The following is a 16,811-nucleotide window of genomic DNA, read 5'->3' on the forward strand; positions in this document are numbered from 1 at the left end:
TATTTAATTGTCCTTATCATAAAAAGGTAAATAGCCTAAAAAAATTTTAGAGTTTTGAGAGTAGGCAATCCAAAAGCCAATATGACTAGTACCAACGATGACATACAAAATGCGTTCTGATAGGTATTTAGAGCTAGTAAATTGACTAGCTAAATCATTTAAGTCGGTATTAGATGGATTAGGTTTTGGCTCAGGGTGTGTATGCCATAGCCCTAGAAGACCACCATAACCCTTAGTTTCTTTCCAATATTTCTTAAGAGCTTTATCATGAGATGTGGAACGAAAGAAAGTGGTTCGAGTACGTCTATCTCTGAACATTGGCGTCGTTAAGTCGTCTACTACTATTGTATGACTGTCTGGATAATAGCTACCTAATAATATACCGCCTGCTTCCTTAGATTTGGCTTGTGATTGTCTAAAGTCGAACCATGTGGCTATGACAGACTCTGCTATTGCGCCATCGTATGCTTTATCATTTTCTTTCCATACGATGCTGTTATTTAGGTACTGCAACATGAGCAACCTGCAACTTTGATAGCATTTAATGGTTGTGAATAATAGCCACCATTTTGTAGAGTCAATGCATGGTGTTTAGTAGCCTTCAAGTTATAGTCAATCGGTAACTTGTTAGTCGCACACCATGATTGCAATCCAGTTTTATTCTCAATAACATACTCAGCCATTATTACTGCTGTTTTCATAGCATGGACTGAACCATATGCTGTGAACGCTCCAGCACATCCAGTGATGTTTTTTGATAAAACTATGCCTGAAGGATTACTAAACAAACTGGTCTTTATATAATTTGAAGAATTGCCATCGTCATCATAGTAAAGACATTTCAAACAGGCGTCCTCGTTACTTCTGAATCCTAGAATATGACCACCCAATCCGTAAGCCTCTAACCAACCAGATACTACGTGGACACTAGTTTCATGAGTGTATAAGCGGCGACAAACTTCCAGTTCTGTTGGAGGATGGCCAGTAGCTAATACTATGGAGTGGATTTCAGATAAGTGTTCGTCATTCTGGCTATTAAGCCAGTTTAAGATGTTAGTTTTATAGGCTACCACTTCTAATTCAGGTATGTTTTTCTGCAGGCGATTTTTAAGGGCACTAACCTTAGACTGATTTACATCTTGTATTCCAAGGTAATGCCGCATAACGTTGTCAGTTTTCATATCATCATAATCAACAAGTATTAGCTTATCGATATTTGACTCCGCCAGTATCTCTGCAACTCTTGATCCAACTGAACCACAACCAGCTATTACGACTGTTTTTTTATTAGAAGATTGAGACTCAATACCAGTACGATTCAATAAGTACTCGCGCCAGCCACGCTGTAAGGTTTGAACCTTAAAATTACGATATCTATTTGAGGTCATATCCTGATAGTAGGAAATGACTAAGTATGTATGCATTTTGGGTGTGGGTATCTCTAAGAGAATAATTTTAAAATTACTTTTCTTCTGTAAGTTATCCAACTGATTTTCATTGAATTTTGATATTTGTTGCTTCCACCAGTTTTCATCAAAGGATGTAAAAAGATCAGGAATAACAAAATCCTCGATACGAGGCAAGGATATCTTAGTTACCTTTATAGCAGTATAGGGGCTAAAGCTAGGTGGATGTTGGCTAGCGCCATCTACTAAATATTTAATGTGATAAAACTGAGGTGTATTACGTTGTCTCGTACAATTAATACACCACGCATATAAAATGTTAGACCGATTTGGATTGTGTATCGCAACAATAGTAGGTGCATCTGATACGATTGTCTGGTTATAACCATCAATTTCTTCGTATAAAGCAATCCTGTTACCAGCTTGATATGACTTAAGGGAGTTCGTAAGAATGTCTATAGCAGTGTCTACAGCATACTTAAAAAGACCAAATAAGTCATCGCTATCAAACTGAGCTATGCTGAAGAAACCGTACACCTAAACTTGGTAAACTAAGCGTATTAATCGGAGTTTATCATGACCAAGAAAATAAGAAGCTACAGTGACGAATTTAAAGCCGAGGCCGTCAAGAAGATAGCAGACAATAATGGCAATATCACAGCGACCGCAAAGCAGCTTGGCATCGCCATGCAGACCTTATCTAATTGGCATAATAAAGCCAATCAAGGCAAGCTTATCGGCACAGAACAATATGATCCTGATCTTATGACGGCTCTTCAGGAAATAAAGCAGCTCAAACGACAGCTTAAAGTAGCCGAAGAGGAACGAGAGATATTAAAAAAGGCGACGGCGTACTTTGCCAAGCACAGTTAGTGAAGTACGCCTTTATCAAAAACAACGATCTCTTCTTTAGTATCACTACTATGTGTCGTGTACTAAAGGTTAAGCATTCTAGCTACTATGACTGGCTGAGTCGTGATATCAGTGAGCAACAGATACACCGTAACCAGTCTGAGCTACTTGTCAGAGCGGCACATAGTGAAACAAAAGCACGTTATGGTGCTGATCGACTGCACGCAAAGCTGATAGAGCAAGGGCACGATATTAGCCTATATATGGTCAGAAGCATTAAAGAAGAACATGATATCAAATGCCGTCGTCACAAACGCTTTAAAGTCACTACTGACTCCGATCATAACAAGCTCGTTTATCCAAACGTGCTAGATCAAAAATTTAATGCTAAGCATCCTAATGAATCGTGGGTCAGTGATATTACTTATATTTGGACCAATGAGGGTTGGTTGTATTTAGCTGGAGTCAAAGATTTATACACCAAAGAGCTGGTCGGGTATGCTATTAATAAGCGAATGACCGCAGATTTAGTATGTCATGCACTCAATATGGCAATCAAAAATAAACGTCCAAGCCAAGGACTGATTGTGCACTCTGACAGAGGCAGCCAGTATTGTAGTCATGCCTATCACAAAATCATCAAGCAGCATAATTTCAAAGGCTCAATGAGTGGTAAAGGCAATTGTTTCGACAACGCACCCATAGAAAGCTTCTGGGGCACATTAAAGAATGAGCTAGTGTATCACCAAGACTATAAAACAAGGTTTGTAGCCATCAGCGATATCATTGGCTATATTGAGCTGTACTACAACCAAACGAGGATTCAAAAGAGTTTAGGCTATAAGTCGCCAAGACAGGTGTGGTTTGACTATTATCGTCAAGCTGCTTGATTCAAATCTCCCAAGTTTAACTGTACGGATTTGACGGCAGGGGTCACATCTACGAAACTGTTTACGTTGGTCAGAACCGTTATCTTCATAGATATCATTATCTTTATATAAATCATTTATTAGTGACGTCATACCCTCAGGATCAGACTCCTGCCAAAATCGCTTGTCTTCAGTTAGACCTTTTTTTCCTTTAGCTAAATAGTATGTATCATCATATTCATTGTTGGATTTAGCATATATTGGTAAATCAACATGATAATCTGGTTCGCCATCCTTCATATAGGTCACTGTCACACATGAGCGGCTCACATTCACATCACGATTAGTATATTGAATACATTCGGCGACCAACTCTTTTAGCTCAACAGGTTTATATTCCTCTTTATGGCAGTCAAGAAGTACGCCAACATCAATATCGTAGTCGCCAGTTCTGATAGGTTTTATTCCCGTATTTAAAGCGTAGCTTCCTTGGTTAAAGCGTTTGACAAATTGAGGATAGCCTTCCTCTTCTTTAGCTTTTAAACTTGCTTTAAGCTGATTAATTATCAAGTCACGTTTTTCACGTAATACACCATTCGCGTGTTTACCTTCATAAGTACCTAGTTTAATTTCAGCATGAAATGCTAAAAACTGTGTCTGTAAATCTGCCATGTATGTTACCTCTCAATAATTGTTAGGTTTTAATTCTCATAGAATATATCAACTTCCGATATCAATTGATAGGTAGTAGCTATATGATGCGACAATGTGTGTCGCAAACAATGTAATTAACTATGAAAAACATCCAACAATAGCTTAAAGTGGCTCTGCCAGAGCAAACGCCTAAGATATCGTATTACAGGTCGATATCTGGTGAGAGCAATCGGGTTATATGATAAATTACCACTCAGAATATTAAGCACTGAACATGCTAGCCATTTACTGCTGAAAATAAAGAAGGAAGTGAGGCGATATGCCTATATTGAACTGGTTGAATAAAGAGCAAGCGTTGACTACAGCGCGTAACTGTCCGTATCGTTTGGTGGAACTAGTGCCAGAATTATCGTATGGCGAGTCAGATACTGACAATATGCTCATCCAAGGCGATAACCTCGATGCATTAAAAGCACTCATTCCTACGCATTCAGGAAAGGTAAAGTGCATCTTTATTGACCCACCTTACAATACCAAAAGTGCCTTTGAACACTATGACGATAATTTAGAACACAGCAAATGGCTATCGATGATGTATCCACGCTTAGAGCTATTGCATCAGATACTATCGGAAGATGGTTCAATCTGGATTACACTTGATGATAATGAAATGCATTATTGTAAAATAATTTTAGATGAGATTTTCGGAAGGGGTAACTTTATTGCCTCTATGGTTTGGGAAAAAAGAAAAACTAGAGAAAATAGAAGAGTCTTTTCTTTTAATCATGACCATATCTTAGTTTATTCCAAAAATAAATCGCGTTTTGAGTCTATTAGAAACCCTTTATCTATAACGGAAGAGATTAGAAAAAGGTATAAAAATCCTGATAATGATGAAAGAGGACCTTGGCAATCCATATCTGCTCTAGCGCAAGCAGGTCATGGAACTGCAAGTCAGTTCTATGATATCACTTTACCTTCTGGAAGGGTTTTAGGACCAGCGAAGGGTAACTGTTGGCGTTACTCAAAGCAAAGAATGCAGGAGGAGATTGCAGATAATAGAATATGGTTTGGTAACACTGGTAATAATGTGCCTAGAATAAAGAAGTTTCTTTGTGAATCTAAAAGCAAAGGGGTAACTCCAGAGACACTGTGGAAAGCTAATGATGTAGGTACGAATGATAGTGCGAAAAAGCACTTGAATAGCATTCTTTCAGATAAGGTTTTTGATACCCCTAAACCAGAAGAGCTTATAGGTCAAATAATTCAGATCGCATCAAATGAAGGCGATTTAGTGCTTGATTCATTTCTAGGCTCTGGAACAACTGCTGCCGTATCAATGAAAATGAAACGTAAATTTATTGGTATTGAGCTTGGAGAACATGCAGTCACTCATGCTCAACCAAGACTAAAAAAAGTAGTTGATGGTGAGCAAGGTGGTATTTCTGAAGACGTCAACTGGACAGGTGGTAGTGGCTTCAAATTCTACTACTTAGGTGAAGTCATATTTAATGAAAATGGCTCTTTAAGAGAGGGTATCAGCTTTGATGCACTTGCTTCGCACATTTGGTATGGCGATACTAGGCAAGCACTACAGCAGTCGGCTAAGTCCCCGCTACTTGGCGTCCACAATGGCGTGGCTTACTACCTACTTTACAACGGTATTTTAGGTGATAAACGTCCTGACGGTGGTAACGTACTCACATCGAAAGTGCTGTCAATATTACCACCACATCCTGAAGATCCAGAAAAAGGTAAAAAAGTCATCTATGGTGAGACGAGCCGAATGGGAGAAGCCCGTCTCAAGAGTGAAAATATTATATTTAAGCAAATACCATACGATGTGAAAGGAAGATAAGCGATGTTTGAACTAAAGAGCTATCAGCAAGGCGCACTTGACACACTTACGAGTTTTTTTCAGCGTTGCCGTATGGATGGTGACATTGACACAGCTTTTGAGCAGACACTACAAGATAACAATTTTGTAGAAACTCCTTATCGTGCTTACTCTTTTGATGACACGCCTTATGTCTGTATTCGTATTCCGACAGGGGGCGGCAAGACTGTGCTAGGCGCTTATGCGGTATCTACAGCTGCGACTCATTATCTATCGCAAGATTTTCCCATTGTATTATGGCTAGTACCGACTACTACCATTCAGCAGCAGACCGTTTCGGCGCTCAAGAGCAATCCAGACTATACCGATCATTTAAACCGCGCATTTGCCAATCAAGTCAGTGTCTACGATATTGCTGATGTCAATCAAATCCGTGCGCAAGATATTGGCAACAGAACAATTATAGTCGTCTCTACGATCGCCAATTTGCGAGTAGCTAAGACGTCTGATCGCAAGGTCTATCAGTATCATGAAGACTTTGAACCGCATTTTGCCAAACTAAGTCGTCAGCATCCTTTTTATGACAAGCTAGAGACTGTCAGTGAAGATGACGTTTCTGAAAACGGTTTGACCGTCAATGATATAGGCAAGATAAAATACTCTTTTGCCAACCTACTAGCGCTTTACAACCCTTTAGTAATCGTCGATGAAGCTCATAATGCTAGAACCTCATTAACCTTTGATACCCTAAAGCGCGTGCACCCTGCGGCTATTATCGAATTTACCGCTACTCCTAATACCTCAACGACCAATGGTAGCAATATTTTATATCATGTCTCAGCGGCGCAACTAAAAGCTGAAGAAATGATCAAGCTACCTATCATTTTGACCGAGCATATTAATGGTTGGGAAGAAGCGGTACGTGATGCTGTATTGACCCGTGCTAGATTAGCGCTTAAAGCACAAAAAGATATCGACTATATACGTCCTATCGTCCTACTGCAGGCAGAGAATAAGAACGGCAAGGTAACGGTTGAGGTACTCAAAAAGTGTCTAATTGAAGATCATGGCATTACTGAGGATAAAATTGCGGTAGCCACAGGGACACAGCGAGAGCTAGATGGCATTGATCTTTTTGATCCTAACTGTCCTATCGAGTACATCATTACTATAGAAGCTTTAAAAGAAGGCTGGGATTGCTCATTTGCCTACGTATTCTGTTCAGTCAAACAGGTGTCTTCTAGCAAAGATGCGGAGCAGTTATTGGGGCGAGTATTGCGGATGCCTTATGCAAAACGCCGCGTGATAGAAGACTTAAATAGAGCTTATGCCCATTTGGCCACCACAAGTTTGGCACAGGCAGCAAAGGAGCTAACAGATAAACTTATCTCAATGGGTTTCGAGGAGTTGGAGGTAGCCACGTTCCTTCGACAGCAAGATGCCAATCAAGGTGATTTATTTGGTCAGGTAGATAAAGATGACGCTGTAAACTCGAAACCTAAGTTGACACCACCTTCTCTGATGGTTGAGGTGCAGGATACGATAGATACTACCAAGTTATCAGAAGAAGAACGCAGTAACATTAAAATATCTGAGGTAGATGGTCGCCAAGTAGTTACGGTTACGGGTAAAGTCTCAGAGCCGTTGAAAAAAGCCATTACTAAAGTGGCCGTTGAAGATAAAAAAGAGATTGAGACTTCAGTTGATAGGCATAACCTCAGTGTACATGCCGCTTTGTCACCAGCAGAGAACGGAGTGAAATTTGCTCCGCTACCAAGATTATGTGTCATGGTTCAGGGTGAGCTTGAACTGGTTGAGAAAGAAGTATTCTTAGATATATCAGGTTGGAATCTATTAGATTATCCAGCTAAGCTCGACTACCAGCCCACTGAAGAGACGACAAGCTTTCTAGTCGATGTAGAAGGCAAAAAAGTTAAATACAACCTTGCTCATGAGTCACAAACTTTAAATCTAAACCTGGCTAATACCGAAGTGACCCAAGATGAACTTATAGGCTGGCTAGACCATGAATGCCGTCAAAGTGATGTCACCCAGCGTGAGATGACGAGTTTCTTAACTCAGGTAATCAACCAATTATTGCAAATACCGTCACTGACACTCACTACTCTCATACGTAATAAGTATCCACTTTCTCGTTCTATACAGGAGCTGGTATCTGCATATAGACAGCAAGCAATGACTAAAGGATATCAGCAAACCTTATTCGCAAATGATGCTGACGTGCTTACGACTTACGATTTTAGTTACGAATTTAAAGCAGATAATTATCCAACGCGACCACCTTACTATTCAGGTAGTTATGCATTTGACAAACATTATTATCCGCAAATCGAAGACATGAAATCTGCAGGTGAAGAGTTTGATTGTGCTCAGACTATTGATCTACTACCTCAAGTGAAGCATTGGGTGAGAAATCTAGTTAGACGAGGAGAAGCATCGTTTAGCTTGCCACTGGCACATACCAACTTTTATCCTGATTTTATCGTTGAATTGCAGGACGGTCGTATTTTGGTAGTGGAGTATAAAGGCAAGCCTTACGAAACCAATGACGATTCAGCAGAGAAACGCATAGTAGGCGAACTTTGGGCAAGTCATAGCCAGGGTCAATGCTTATTCTTAATGGCGGTTAAAAAAGACGATAAAGGTCAAGACGTGCGACAGCAGATACTTAATTTGATTAATTAAACTAAAGGCAATCTCTGTGCTTCGTATTATGCTTAGTCTGTAAATATCTTTGATATTATTAAGTCTTATTTTAATAAACGATATAAAAACAAAAAGCCAGATAGTCGAACTATCTGGCTTTTGAGTATAATTAAATTACTACCTACCAACCGTAAGCTGTCCGCCAGAAAAACTGATACATGATTCGCAAAACCAAGATGATTGTTTTCTGATATAAGGTATATCCGCTGGTACATCAAGTTGATACGGCCGTCCACAGTACTCACAGTGCACATCATCCAAGTAAGCCTGACACTCCGCTAACACACCAAATAAAATATGATAATCGATATGGTATTGTTTGCAGAGTATTTCTATATGCTCTACATACCGCCCATCATGGCCGTATGCCCAATAGTCTTCACATAGTTGTATGTCGGACTGATCTGCATTAGCGCTAAAAATAAGTTTTAAGCTCATGGTTATCTCCAAACCAAATAATTAACGTTAATCACAACGAATAAGAAATCTCGTAATGATTCATAATGGCCAAAAATTTGGTCTCAAGATTCATTAAGGTATAACGATTCAGTCCTAACTCTTCATTTAGCTCTCGTTGCACCCATATTCTAATCGCCTCATCATTATAAAATATCGGATTGACGCCTAGCATCTTTGCTAACTGTGAACCCTGTTGTATCTGCAGATTTACCATAAGCTTGGTAGATAGCGATATCGCTTCGGCGCTTAACCAAATTGAAGCATGCGGCGGTTTGATAAATGCGTTCATGTATAATCTCCTATAGATTAATATTTCTTTCTGTTGGTTGTAATGACTTCCTACAGTTGAAATTATACATACATTTTGAGCTATTGCAACTTAAAATAACCTTCTATAGAACTTTTTATTACTTAATAGAACGTTCAAGCTATTTGAGAAACTATAGTTTGCTGCATATTATTTGGTGTAATAACTGATAAGCGCAGCGTTATCTTGGATTCTAAAAGAAGAGAGGTTTATTGTTCTTCCTTAACTATCTCATAAAGGTCGCCCACTTCAATATCCAAATATAAACATAGCTTCTCGACAACTTCTAGATCCACTCTTGTGGCTTCTTCGTTATACATGCGTGTGATTGTGCCTCTATTGACATCAGTATCTCTAGATACATCAGCAATCTTTAGTCTTTTCTCACCCATAATTCTAGATAAATTGCACTTCACCATAACCTCCTCCATATTAAAATAATCTACTATAGATAAAAATGTCTTGCAAAAGATTATTTTTAGTGTAAATTATGTTCTATAGCAGGTCATAAAGCTATCAGATAATAACACTTTAATCTTTAGTAAGGATTTTACTATGAGTTATACCTATTTAACAACCGAAGAGCTGTCACAACGTATTAAATATGACAGCAAGACCATACGCAACCAGCTTAAGGATGCGGTATTCATTGAGGGCGTTCATTACATCAAACCATTTGGAGGTAGAAAAATCCTTTTTATATGGCAAAAGATTGAAGAGCTGATGCTGACAGGCTACGACGATACCATTCCATTTGCAGCGGGAGCGTAATCATGGCGAGTATCAATAGCCGTAATGGCAACTTGTATGTAGATTTCCGATACATAGGTCAACGTTGTAGAGAGCAAACCTTACTGGCAGACACTAAGCCCAATCGAAAGCGTCTAGAAAATTTCGTTAGCAAAATGGAGGCAGACATTCAATTAGGTAGTTTTCGATATGAAAACTATTTTCCGCAAAGTAAAAAGCTTGAGCAGTTTCAAAGCTTAGAGCTGATGAGGTCAACGAATAGTCATAAGGACTCAAGCTCAGGCTTTGATAGTTTTAGCAAAGTTTGGCTAGAGGAGAAAAAGCCGGAATGGCGGGACTCTCAAATAAGTAATGTGGAAGATATATTTAGAATTTACCTAATTCCTCATTTTGGTAATGTACCGCTAAATACCATTAGCAAAGCCAAAATCATGAATTTTCGAGGCAAGTTAGTCAAAGATGGTAATAACGGACGAACTTTATCAGCGTCTCGCATTAATCATATCATGACGCCATTACGTATGGTGCTGACCGAAGCGTCTGAGCGTTTTGATTTTGACAGCCCTTGGAAGAATATAAAACCACTCAATGAGCCTAAAAGTAATGTCAGTCCTTTTACTCTAGAAGAGGTCATGCTGATTATCAATAACGTGAGAGCAGATTATAAGCCTTACTATATCGTACGATTTTTTACAGGTATGCGTACAGGTGAGATTGATGGCTTGCCTTGGAAGAATATAGATTTTGAGCGCCGACAAATCATCATTGATCAGGCAGTTGTTAATGGTGTCATAGGCGAAACTAAAACCTCAGGTTCGAATCGTATCATTCAGATGAATCAACTGGTTTATGATGCGTTAATTGGTCAGCAGAAACTAACTAAACATCAAAGTGAGTTCGTGTTCTGTACAAAAGCAGGTACTCCTTTAAATCATCGTAATGTGACAAAGCGAGTTTGGTATCCGTTACTACGATATTTAGAGCTTGATAAGCGAAATCCTTACCAAAGTAGACATACAGCCGCGACGTTTTGGCTTGCTGCTGGTGAGTCGCCTGAGTGGATTGCTGCGCAAATGGGTCATAGCAATACAAAAATGCTGTTCACAGTGTATTCTCGATATGTGCCCAACCTAACTCGTCAAGACGGAAGTGCTTTAGATAAGCTACTGATAGCACGAGGAATACTACAAAACGTATGAAAAAGCCTGTATTTAACAAAAAGACATCCAAACAGGTGTCTTTTTTTTGTTTTATAGCTGGATGCTTTGTATAAATGCAGCTACAGTGATTGAAATAGCTTGTAAAGGATGCGTAGCAATGGATACAGGGATTAAAGCAGCTTGTAAAATCGAAGATTGGTTACAAGAAAATATTATTGTTTGGTGTAATGTACAGGAAATTCCGAAATTACTCATTGAGCTAGAACTTCTACAACATACCTTACCTGAGCAATTTAGACTAGTGATGGAAAGTGAGTATCATGCTTTATCTGAATGGATAAAAACAAAGAAGATAGATTCTACTTTAACTGGGTCAGAGAAACTCCATATCTACGAAAGCGGTATTGACCAGAGAAACTTCCTCAAAAACTTAAAAACACGTCACAAGTATCTCAAAAATCTCTACCTCATTACTTTTTTAGTCAGTCGCTCAGACTCACCAAAGATAAATAGCATTCGTTCTCTCTACTTTTTTCTCTGTCTTAAAATGGTTGAGCTGACTGACTATGATAGTAGGATTGAAACCACACTTGATGAATGCCGATTTTTAACTAATAAAACCCGTGAGTTTTTGATCCCTTTCTTACCTGATTTAACGGAAATGGATAGCTTGGAAGATGTTCAGGATAACCTTATCCAAGCTCAAAATAACGACAATTATACCAGATGGCTTAATAACTCCCCTGATACCTTTGAGTCGGAAATAAAAAGGTATGGAAGCAAGTTACTGGATAAAAACACATTATGTCCTTCTAGCGATGCTAGAAATGATATTAATGAGCGTATAGCCCAATATCTTTACGAGTATATCCTACCGATTGAAAACTTCTTCAAAAATGTTTCTGGTATTACTCGAATAACCAGCACTACTTATCAGATTGTTAGTGGTCCCTCATATTATGACGATACGACAGGAAATACGTTTAGTGACCTAGTAAATATCTTTGAATCTACAAGCAATACAGATGCTTTTGAAGCTGGTGAACGCCAAGATAATGAGCAAGAATCCTTTGAGCAAGTAACTATAGATAACCCAAGCAACTATTATTTAGATCTAGTAAAAGCAGAGGGCCAATCAAACAGTCGTCGAAAAAATGCTATGAATCAGGTCACTGATGTTAATACAGCACATGAAGATGAAATAAAAAGATTGGTCGAATATATAGCTAGCAAACTAAGCAGACTTGATTTTTTATCTATTGGTAAAGAGTACGAATATGAGCATGAGTATAAAGAGGGAAAGTTTAAATTCAATATATCTGATCAATCCGCATTATATCTATACATGCTCTTACTGACAGGTATTCATGACATATATACTTCCGAACAGTTAAAGCTTGGATCTAACGGTTATCGCTACCAACTCACGTTTTGTCCAGCACGTAGCCATATTGATGATGACTGGGATAAATCGTTATGTGCCTATAAATCAAATAAATTGAATAAGCCAGACAGGCTATATGTTTTTATGCCGTATCCGTTAGGTGCGATGCACATTGAAATGGTTGAAAGTATTGATGATAAAATAAAAGACTCTATTCATGAAGAAGCAAAAGAGGATCTCCGTAAACTCAATAAGGAGTTTGGAATAAGACTGAGTATAAATAAGGTTAAAAACTATTTGCCTCACTATTTAGCTCAAACCAATATAGATAAAGCGCTTATAGAAGTATTGACTAACTGTGCTGTTCATCACCTCTCAGCACTACCTTATTATAATGTCAGTCAATATGATTTATTTCGATGCCAACGGGACTATATGGATCACTTGATAGCGCTACTTGAAAATAAGTATGAGCCAAATCAAACTAAACTATATATGCTTTTCGAGCTACCCGATGAAACATTAACAGATTATTGGGATAAGACTATAGGGAGTGCATTAGCTGTTAATGAATTTAGACTAGAAGAGATTGTGGTTAAACTAAGACAAAAAGTGGAAGCCGCCACTGCAGGTTTAAAATTAAGTAGCTTGAGTTCATTGGTTTGTCTTCATAACAGCTTTATGGACTATCTATATGTTTTGATGTCTATTGCAAGTGGTTATAGACCTGTTACTGAGCCATTTGGTAGATTGTCAGATATAGATACCAGAACTGGAGTCTACTTTATTAGCGATAAGGAAATGCAAGATGACACTATTGGCAGATTAATCTATCTACCACACACCGTATGTCAGCAAATCAATGAGTATGAAAAATTTATTAAAACTAATGGCATTCTCTTTAATAAATTAGGAATTAATATTGGTCAAATATACATGGATATTTTAGATAGCCGTATTGGACTGATAAATTATCTAAAATTAGATGAGATAACTAATACAGTTATTCAGTTGAAGTTAAACAAAGTATTCATAAAAGAGCGTATGTCACAATATATATCGCTACCTCTTAATTGGCATCGACATTTTATACGCTCGCTAAAAAATATACACATCGGCAAATATTCATACAACTCAGACTTCAGTGAAAGACCCATTGGATATGACGTTATTAGTGCTTGGATGGGACATTCTGATGAACTAGGATTCAGCTTTTACGACCCTTTTAGCGGTTTGAAACGATCTGAACTTAGAGAGTTTGCAAATACACTAGATGAGCTTGTCAAAGGTATTGGCTTTACAGTCATTCAATTGGAGCGCTAAAGATGGCACGTCAAAAATCTGGTATTAAGATACGAGAAGAAAAACGAGATAAACTAGAAGAAAAGCGCTTTTCGTTAGCTTGCGAACTAATAGACAAACACATCGACCTGACAAAAATTGCAGCTTCTGAAGATAAACAGCGATCGTTTGACTTGATGTGGCTAAAGTTTGATACTAATTTATCCACTAATAAATATTTTAAAGATGTTAAAAAATATTCTAGCTCATATAATCACGCCGTAAAATACTGTCAAAGTCGAATAGAAGATGAAAATATTGATATAGGTTTTCCTAAACTTATCATTCAATCATTTCGTGCCAAATCTTTTCGTACACAAGAATGGTTCAATGACGGCAAGCGCGTGCTAGATTTTTATTTAAACTGGGCTAAAGGTTTAGAAACTAAAAAAACTGTTGATATAACTGTAAGTGATATCTTATTCACTCTAATCTTTCACAGTGCAATCCTAAAGGCTCCTGTACTACAGGAGATATTGGATCAAGTAATTGGGAAACGTTTAAAAATTGAACAAATTTCAGGTTTGCCAACCATCACTGTGATCGTCAAGGACAAGGCTTATCATACAAATACTTATAAAGCGTCAGAAGCGGTTCATCAAGCACAGGTTTTTATTTCTCCACTATCAGCTCATATTATCCAGTCTTATAACAAAGAGCAGAAAAATACCGTTATCGATCGTGATAGAAATCTCACAATATACAAACGGTATCAAAGCATACAACTGATACAAGCAAATCAGGGGAATAATATAGAACTTGGTTTGAAACGTTTTTTGATGGGTGCAGTCTATGTGCTAGAAAATCACTTCCTCTTCGATCTCCCTGAACATACTTGGTACATTATAACGGGTAAAGAAAACACCTATAGCTTGGCAACATCCAATTGGCAGTCTCTGATTTATAACATTCAACATAATGAAAATCAGAAACAAGAAGAATTTAATAGCAATTTGACTAACATGGACAGTGATAGTCATTTAGAAGGCAGTCCTCGCTTAGTAGTAGAGATAGCGAAGTTACTTAGAAAAGATATTAAAGACAACAATGCTAAATTATCTGAAAAGAAAGTAATCGAAGAGCTAGATGAAATTTATAATCGATTAAAAAGTGGTCAAAGCTCTTTACAAGAAAAGGCAATAGTTGGCTGGCTATTATTAAAAGCACGTACCTGTAAAGTAAGCAGTGTTCAAACCTATAGTAATACCATCACTAGTCGCTGGCTAGCACTTACTCAAAACACCACTCTAGGAAGTTATCAAGAAGAAGATTTTATAACGCTATACAGTGAGATGATTGAACTCAGTAAGACCACGAAAGCAAAGAATTCAGTCGCTACATTAATTAATGAAATACACCAATACATGGTTAAACACTACCATACAAAACCTATAGCTCCATTGATTACAAGCGATAAACCCCATCATAAAGTTGGTTATATATCAGAGCAGATGTTCCAAGCTATACTTGATAAGATTAATAGCCTTACTACAAATGTAGATGAAAAACAGGCTTTGAGCTTAGCGTTAATATTAGGACATCGGTGCGGGCTGAGAATTGGTGAAATAGTTAAAATAAGATTGCGTGATGTAGCCGAAACTCAGAATTATCTAGAGATTAGAAATAATAAATTTGGAAACAATAAAAGCCTCTCTGCTTTACGTCGTGTATTACTTGCACAACTGTTAACAGAGTCTGATATTAAGTTAATTAAGCGTGTTTACATCAAACGTTCAGGCGATAAAGGTCAAACGCTTATAGCCAGCCAAGATGGGATGTCTTACAACGCTCAAACAATATCAAAAATGCTTACTCATCTTATAAAAGAGGTTACCGGCTTAAGCTATCTTACTACACATCATCTACGTCATAGTTGTCTAACTAATTTTCAGTTAATGTCATTTTTATACGATAAAGACTATCAATTTAATGGCCATCCAAGTGCAACGTTTTTAAAAGGCTTGTTACCCTACGAATCAGCTCAAGCTGCTAGCATCGTCAATCATTTTGAAACCAATCTTGCATACAAGAAAATATATGCTTTGGCAGGAATAGCAGGGCACGCTACCCCTAGTACAACATTTTCATCATATGTACATTTTACGGACATTCAGGTGGGATTATTATTATGGCAGACCAATTTTAAGATATCTATGAAGCACAATCAGATACTAAAAATACCGAGAAGACAAAAATTTGAAACTGAAAATATGCATTTAAGCATAAATGAATATCTCATTGATAAGCTTAAACTGCCTTATTTTCCGGAACCTATGCACAGTAAAATACTTAATGATGAGTTTGATGAAAAAATTGTAAAAGTTAAGAAATATTCTTTCGATGAAGTACATCAAATTCTTGAAGCTTATACTCAGAAAGGTGATTATGAGAACCTCATGCATATCTATGATGTCAGTCAAGAAACTGTTGAAACATGGCATCATAATGCAAAGCGACTAAGAGACGAGCCAGATTTTCAAACTAGGAAAGGTAACCCTAGGTTATTTGATATCAATGATAAAGGAGGCTTATTACCTGTTAAGGACAGATATGATGATGATAGAAAAATCATGATGCAAATGACGGAAAAATTTCGTAGCCTTTACTTAGAGAGTGAGGACAAAAAACATATCCATCAATTTATATATCATACACTTACTCACTCTCAATATAATAAAAATTTTATTATATTTAACTGCGCAGTAGACCTCTATAACTACCTTCAAGTTATTCGTAAACTAGTCTATAAAAAAGATATTCGACTGAGCTACTACAACTATGCACAAGCTGCCGAAAAAGATCAGAATAATTGGAACGACGCTTTAAAAGATATACCTATTTCACAGAGAATAAATATGGATAATGAGCAAGAAGAGAATTTTTGCCAAAATCGAAGGCAGATCCGAGTAGAGCTCTCACTCGCTAGTCAGACTGAAGTTACAAGAATTCAAAATAGGGCAAACTCTGTTATACCTATAAAGCAGTGGAATGTGAGGACAATACAAATATTTTGTCACTATGTATTCATTATGATGGGTGACAGAATTAATAAGGAAGTAGCGTAA

Annotated in this window: 12 protein-coding genes; 7 read left to right on the top strand and 5 right to left on the bottom strand. The window is 37.6% G+C overall.

Annotated features, from left to right (window positions below):
* Positions 1-3: 3 nt before the first annotated feature.
* Positions 4-516: a Mov34/MPN/PAD-1 family protein gene (locus tag PSYCG_RS03610; protein ID WP_020442981.1), complete on the bottom strand. Its 513-nt coding sequence runs from the start codon at positions 514-516 to the stop codon at positions 4-6.
* The gene (locus PSYCG_RS03615; protein WP_020442982.1) at positions 501-1,943 is read right to left on the bottom strand and encodes a ThiF family adenylyltransferase; all 1,443 of its coding nucleotides are present in this window, start codon (positions 1,941-1,943) and stop codon (positions 501-503) included. The genes PSYCG_RS03610 and PSYCG_RS03615 overlap by 16 nt, the downstream gene beginning before the upstream one ends.
* 39 nt (positions 1,944-1,982) lie before the next feature.
* Between PSYCG_RS03615 and PSYCG_RS03625 the strand changes: the two genes are divergently transcribed.
* A protein-coding gene (locus PSYCG_RS03625; RefSeq protein ID WP_144061748.1) for an IS3 family transposase occupies positions 1,983-3,148 on the top strand; the annotation gives its coding sequence in 2 pieces (ribosomal slippage) (positions 1,983-2,241 and positions 2,241-3,148; 1,167 coding nt in all).
* On the opposite strand, the gene PSYCG_RS03630 is transcribed toward PSYCG_RS03625, so the two are convergent.
* Positions 3,092-3,799: a nucleotidyltransferase gene (locus PSYCG_RS03630; protein WP_020442985.1), complete on the bottom strand. Its 708-nt coding sequence runs from the start codon at positions 3,797-3,799 to the stop codon at positions 3,092-3,094. The genes PSYCG_RS03625 and PSYCG_RS03630 overlap by 57 nt on opposite strands.
* 301 nt (positions 3,800-4,100) lie before the next feature.
* Here PSYCG_RS03630 and PSYCG_RS03635 point away from each other — a divergent pair, with 301 nt between their 5' ends.
* Positions 4,101-5,639, top strand: a complete 1,539-nt coding sequence (locus PSYCG_RS03635) for a site-specific DNA-methyltransferase (protein WP_020442986.1) — start codon at positions 4,101-4,103, stop codon at positions 5,637-5,639.
* A 3-nt stretch (positions 5,640-5,642) separates the two neighbouring features.
* The gene (locus tag PSYCG_RS03640; RefSeq protein ID WP_020442987.1) at positions 5,643-8,324 is read left to right on the top strand and encodes a DEAD/DEAH box helicase; all 2,682 of its coding nucleotides are present in this window, start codon (positions 5,643-5,645) and stop codon (positions 8,322-8,324) included.
* Between the two features lie 490 nt (positions 8,325-8,814).
* Here PSYCG_RS03640 and PSYCG_RS03650 read toward each other — a convergent pair whose 3' ends face one another.
* Both PSYCG_RS03650 and PSYCG_RS03655 read right to left on the bottom strand, forming a co-directional pair.
* Positions 8,815-9,093, bottom strand: a complete 279-nt coding sequence (locus PSYCG_RS03650) for a hypothetical protein (RefSeq protein ID WP_020442989.1) — start codon at positions 9,091-9,093, stop codon at positions 8,815-8,817.
* A 227-nt stretch (positions 9,094-9,320) separates the two neighbouring features.
* On the bottom strand, positions 9,321-9,530 hold the full coding sequence (locus tag PSYCG_RS03655; RefSeq protein ID WP_020442990.1) for a helix-turn-helix domain-containing protein: 210 nt from the start codon (positions 9,528-9,530) through the stop codon (positions 9,321-9,323).
* Positions 9,531-9,666: 136 nt separating this feature from the next.
* On the opposite strand from PSYCG_RS03655, the gene PSYCG_RS03660 reads away from it, so the two are divergent.
* The 4 genes from PSYCG_RS03660 to PSYCG_RS03675 all read left to right on the top strand — a co-directional run bounded on the left by PSYCG_RS03660 (position 9,667) and on the right by PSYCG_RS03675 (position 16,811).
* A complete protein-coding gene (locus PSYCG_RS03660; RefSeq protein ID WP_020442991.1) occupies positions 9,667-9,882 on the top strand; it encodes a hypothetical protein in 216 nt (71 codons plus the stop codon).
* A 2-nt stretch (positions 9,883-9,884) separates the two neighbouring features.
* Positions 9,885-11,060 carry a site-specific integrase gene (locus PSYCG_RS03665; protein ID WP_020442992.1) on the top strand — a complete coding sequence of 392 codons (1,176 nt, stop codon included), beginning with the start codon at positions 9,885-9,887 and terminating at the stop codon, positions 11,058-11,060.
* Positions 11,061-11,178: 118 nt separating this feature from the next.
* Complete coding sequence (locus PSYCG_RS03670; protein ID WP_020442993.1) at positions 11,179-13,728, top strand: hypothetical protein; 2,550 nt, start codon at positions 11,179-11,181, stop codon at positions 13,726-13,728.
* Positions 13,729-13,730: 2 nt separating this feature from the next.
* The gene (locus tag PSYCG_RS03675) at positions 13,731-16,811 is read left to right on the top strand and encodes a tyrosine-type recombinase/integrase (protein ID WP_020442994.1); all 3,081 of its coding nucleotides are present in this window, start codon (positions 13,731-13,733) and stop codon (positions 16,809-16,811) included.

The organism is Psychrobacter sp. G (genome assembly GCF_000418305.1).
Lineage (GTDB): Bacteria > Pseudomonadota > Gammaproteobacteria > Pseudomonadales > Moraxellaceae > Psychrobacter > Psychrobacter cryohalolentis.

Coding starts and splice junctions, on each gene's coding strand:
- PSYCG_RS03610 (WP_020442981.1), bottom strand. CDS start 516: ATGTTGCAGTACCTAAATAACAGCATCGTATGGAAAGAAAATGATAAA.
- PSYCG_RS03630 (WP_020442985.1), bottom strand. CDS start 3,799: ATGGCAGATTTACAGACACAGTTTTTAGCATTTCATGCTGAAATTAAA.
- PSYCG_RS03635 (WP_020442986.1), top strand. CDS start 4,101: ATGCCTATATTGAACTGGTTGAATAAAGAGCAAGCGTTGACTACAGCG.
- PSYCG_RS03640 (WP_020442987.1), top strand. CDS start 5,643: ATGTTTGAACTAAAGAGCTATCAGCAAGGCGCACTTGACACACTTACG.
- PSYCG_RS03650 (WP_020442989.1), bottom strand. CDS start 9,093: ATGAACGCATTTATCAAACCGCCGCATGCTTCAATTTGGTTAAGCGCC.
- PSYCG_RS03655 (WP_020442990.1), bottom strand. CDS start 9,530: ATGGTGAAGTGCAATTTATCTAGAATTATGGGTGAGAAAAGACTAAAG.
- PSYCG_RS03660 (WP_020442991.1), top strand. CDS start 9,667: ATGAGTTATACCTATTTAACAACCGAAGAGCTGTCACAACGTATTAAA.
- PSYCG_RS03665 (WP_020442992.1), top strand. CDS start 9,885: ATGGCGAGTATCAATAGCCGTAATGGCAACTTGTATGTAGATTTCCGA.
- PSYCG_RS03670 (WP_020442993.1), top strand. CDS start 11,179: ATGGATACAGGGATTAAAGCAGCTTGTAAAATCGAAGATTGGTTACAA.
- PSYCG_RS03675 (WP_020442994.1), top strand. CDS start 13,731: ATGGCACGTCAAAAATCTGGTATTAAGATACGAGAAGAAAAACGAGAT.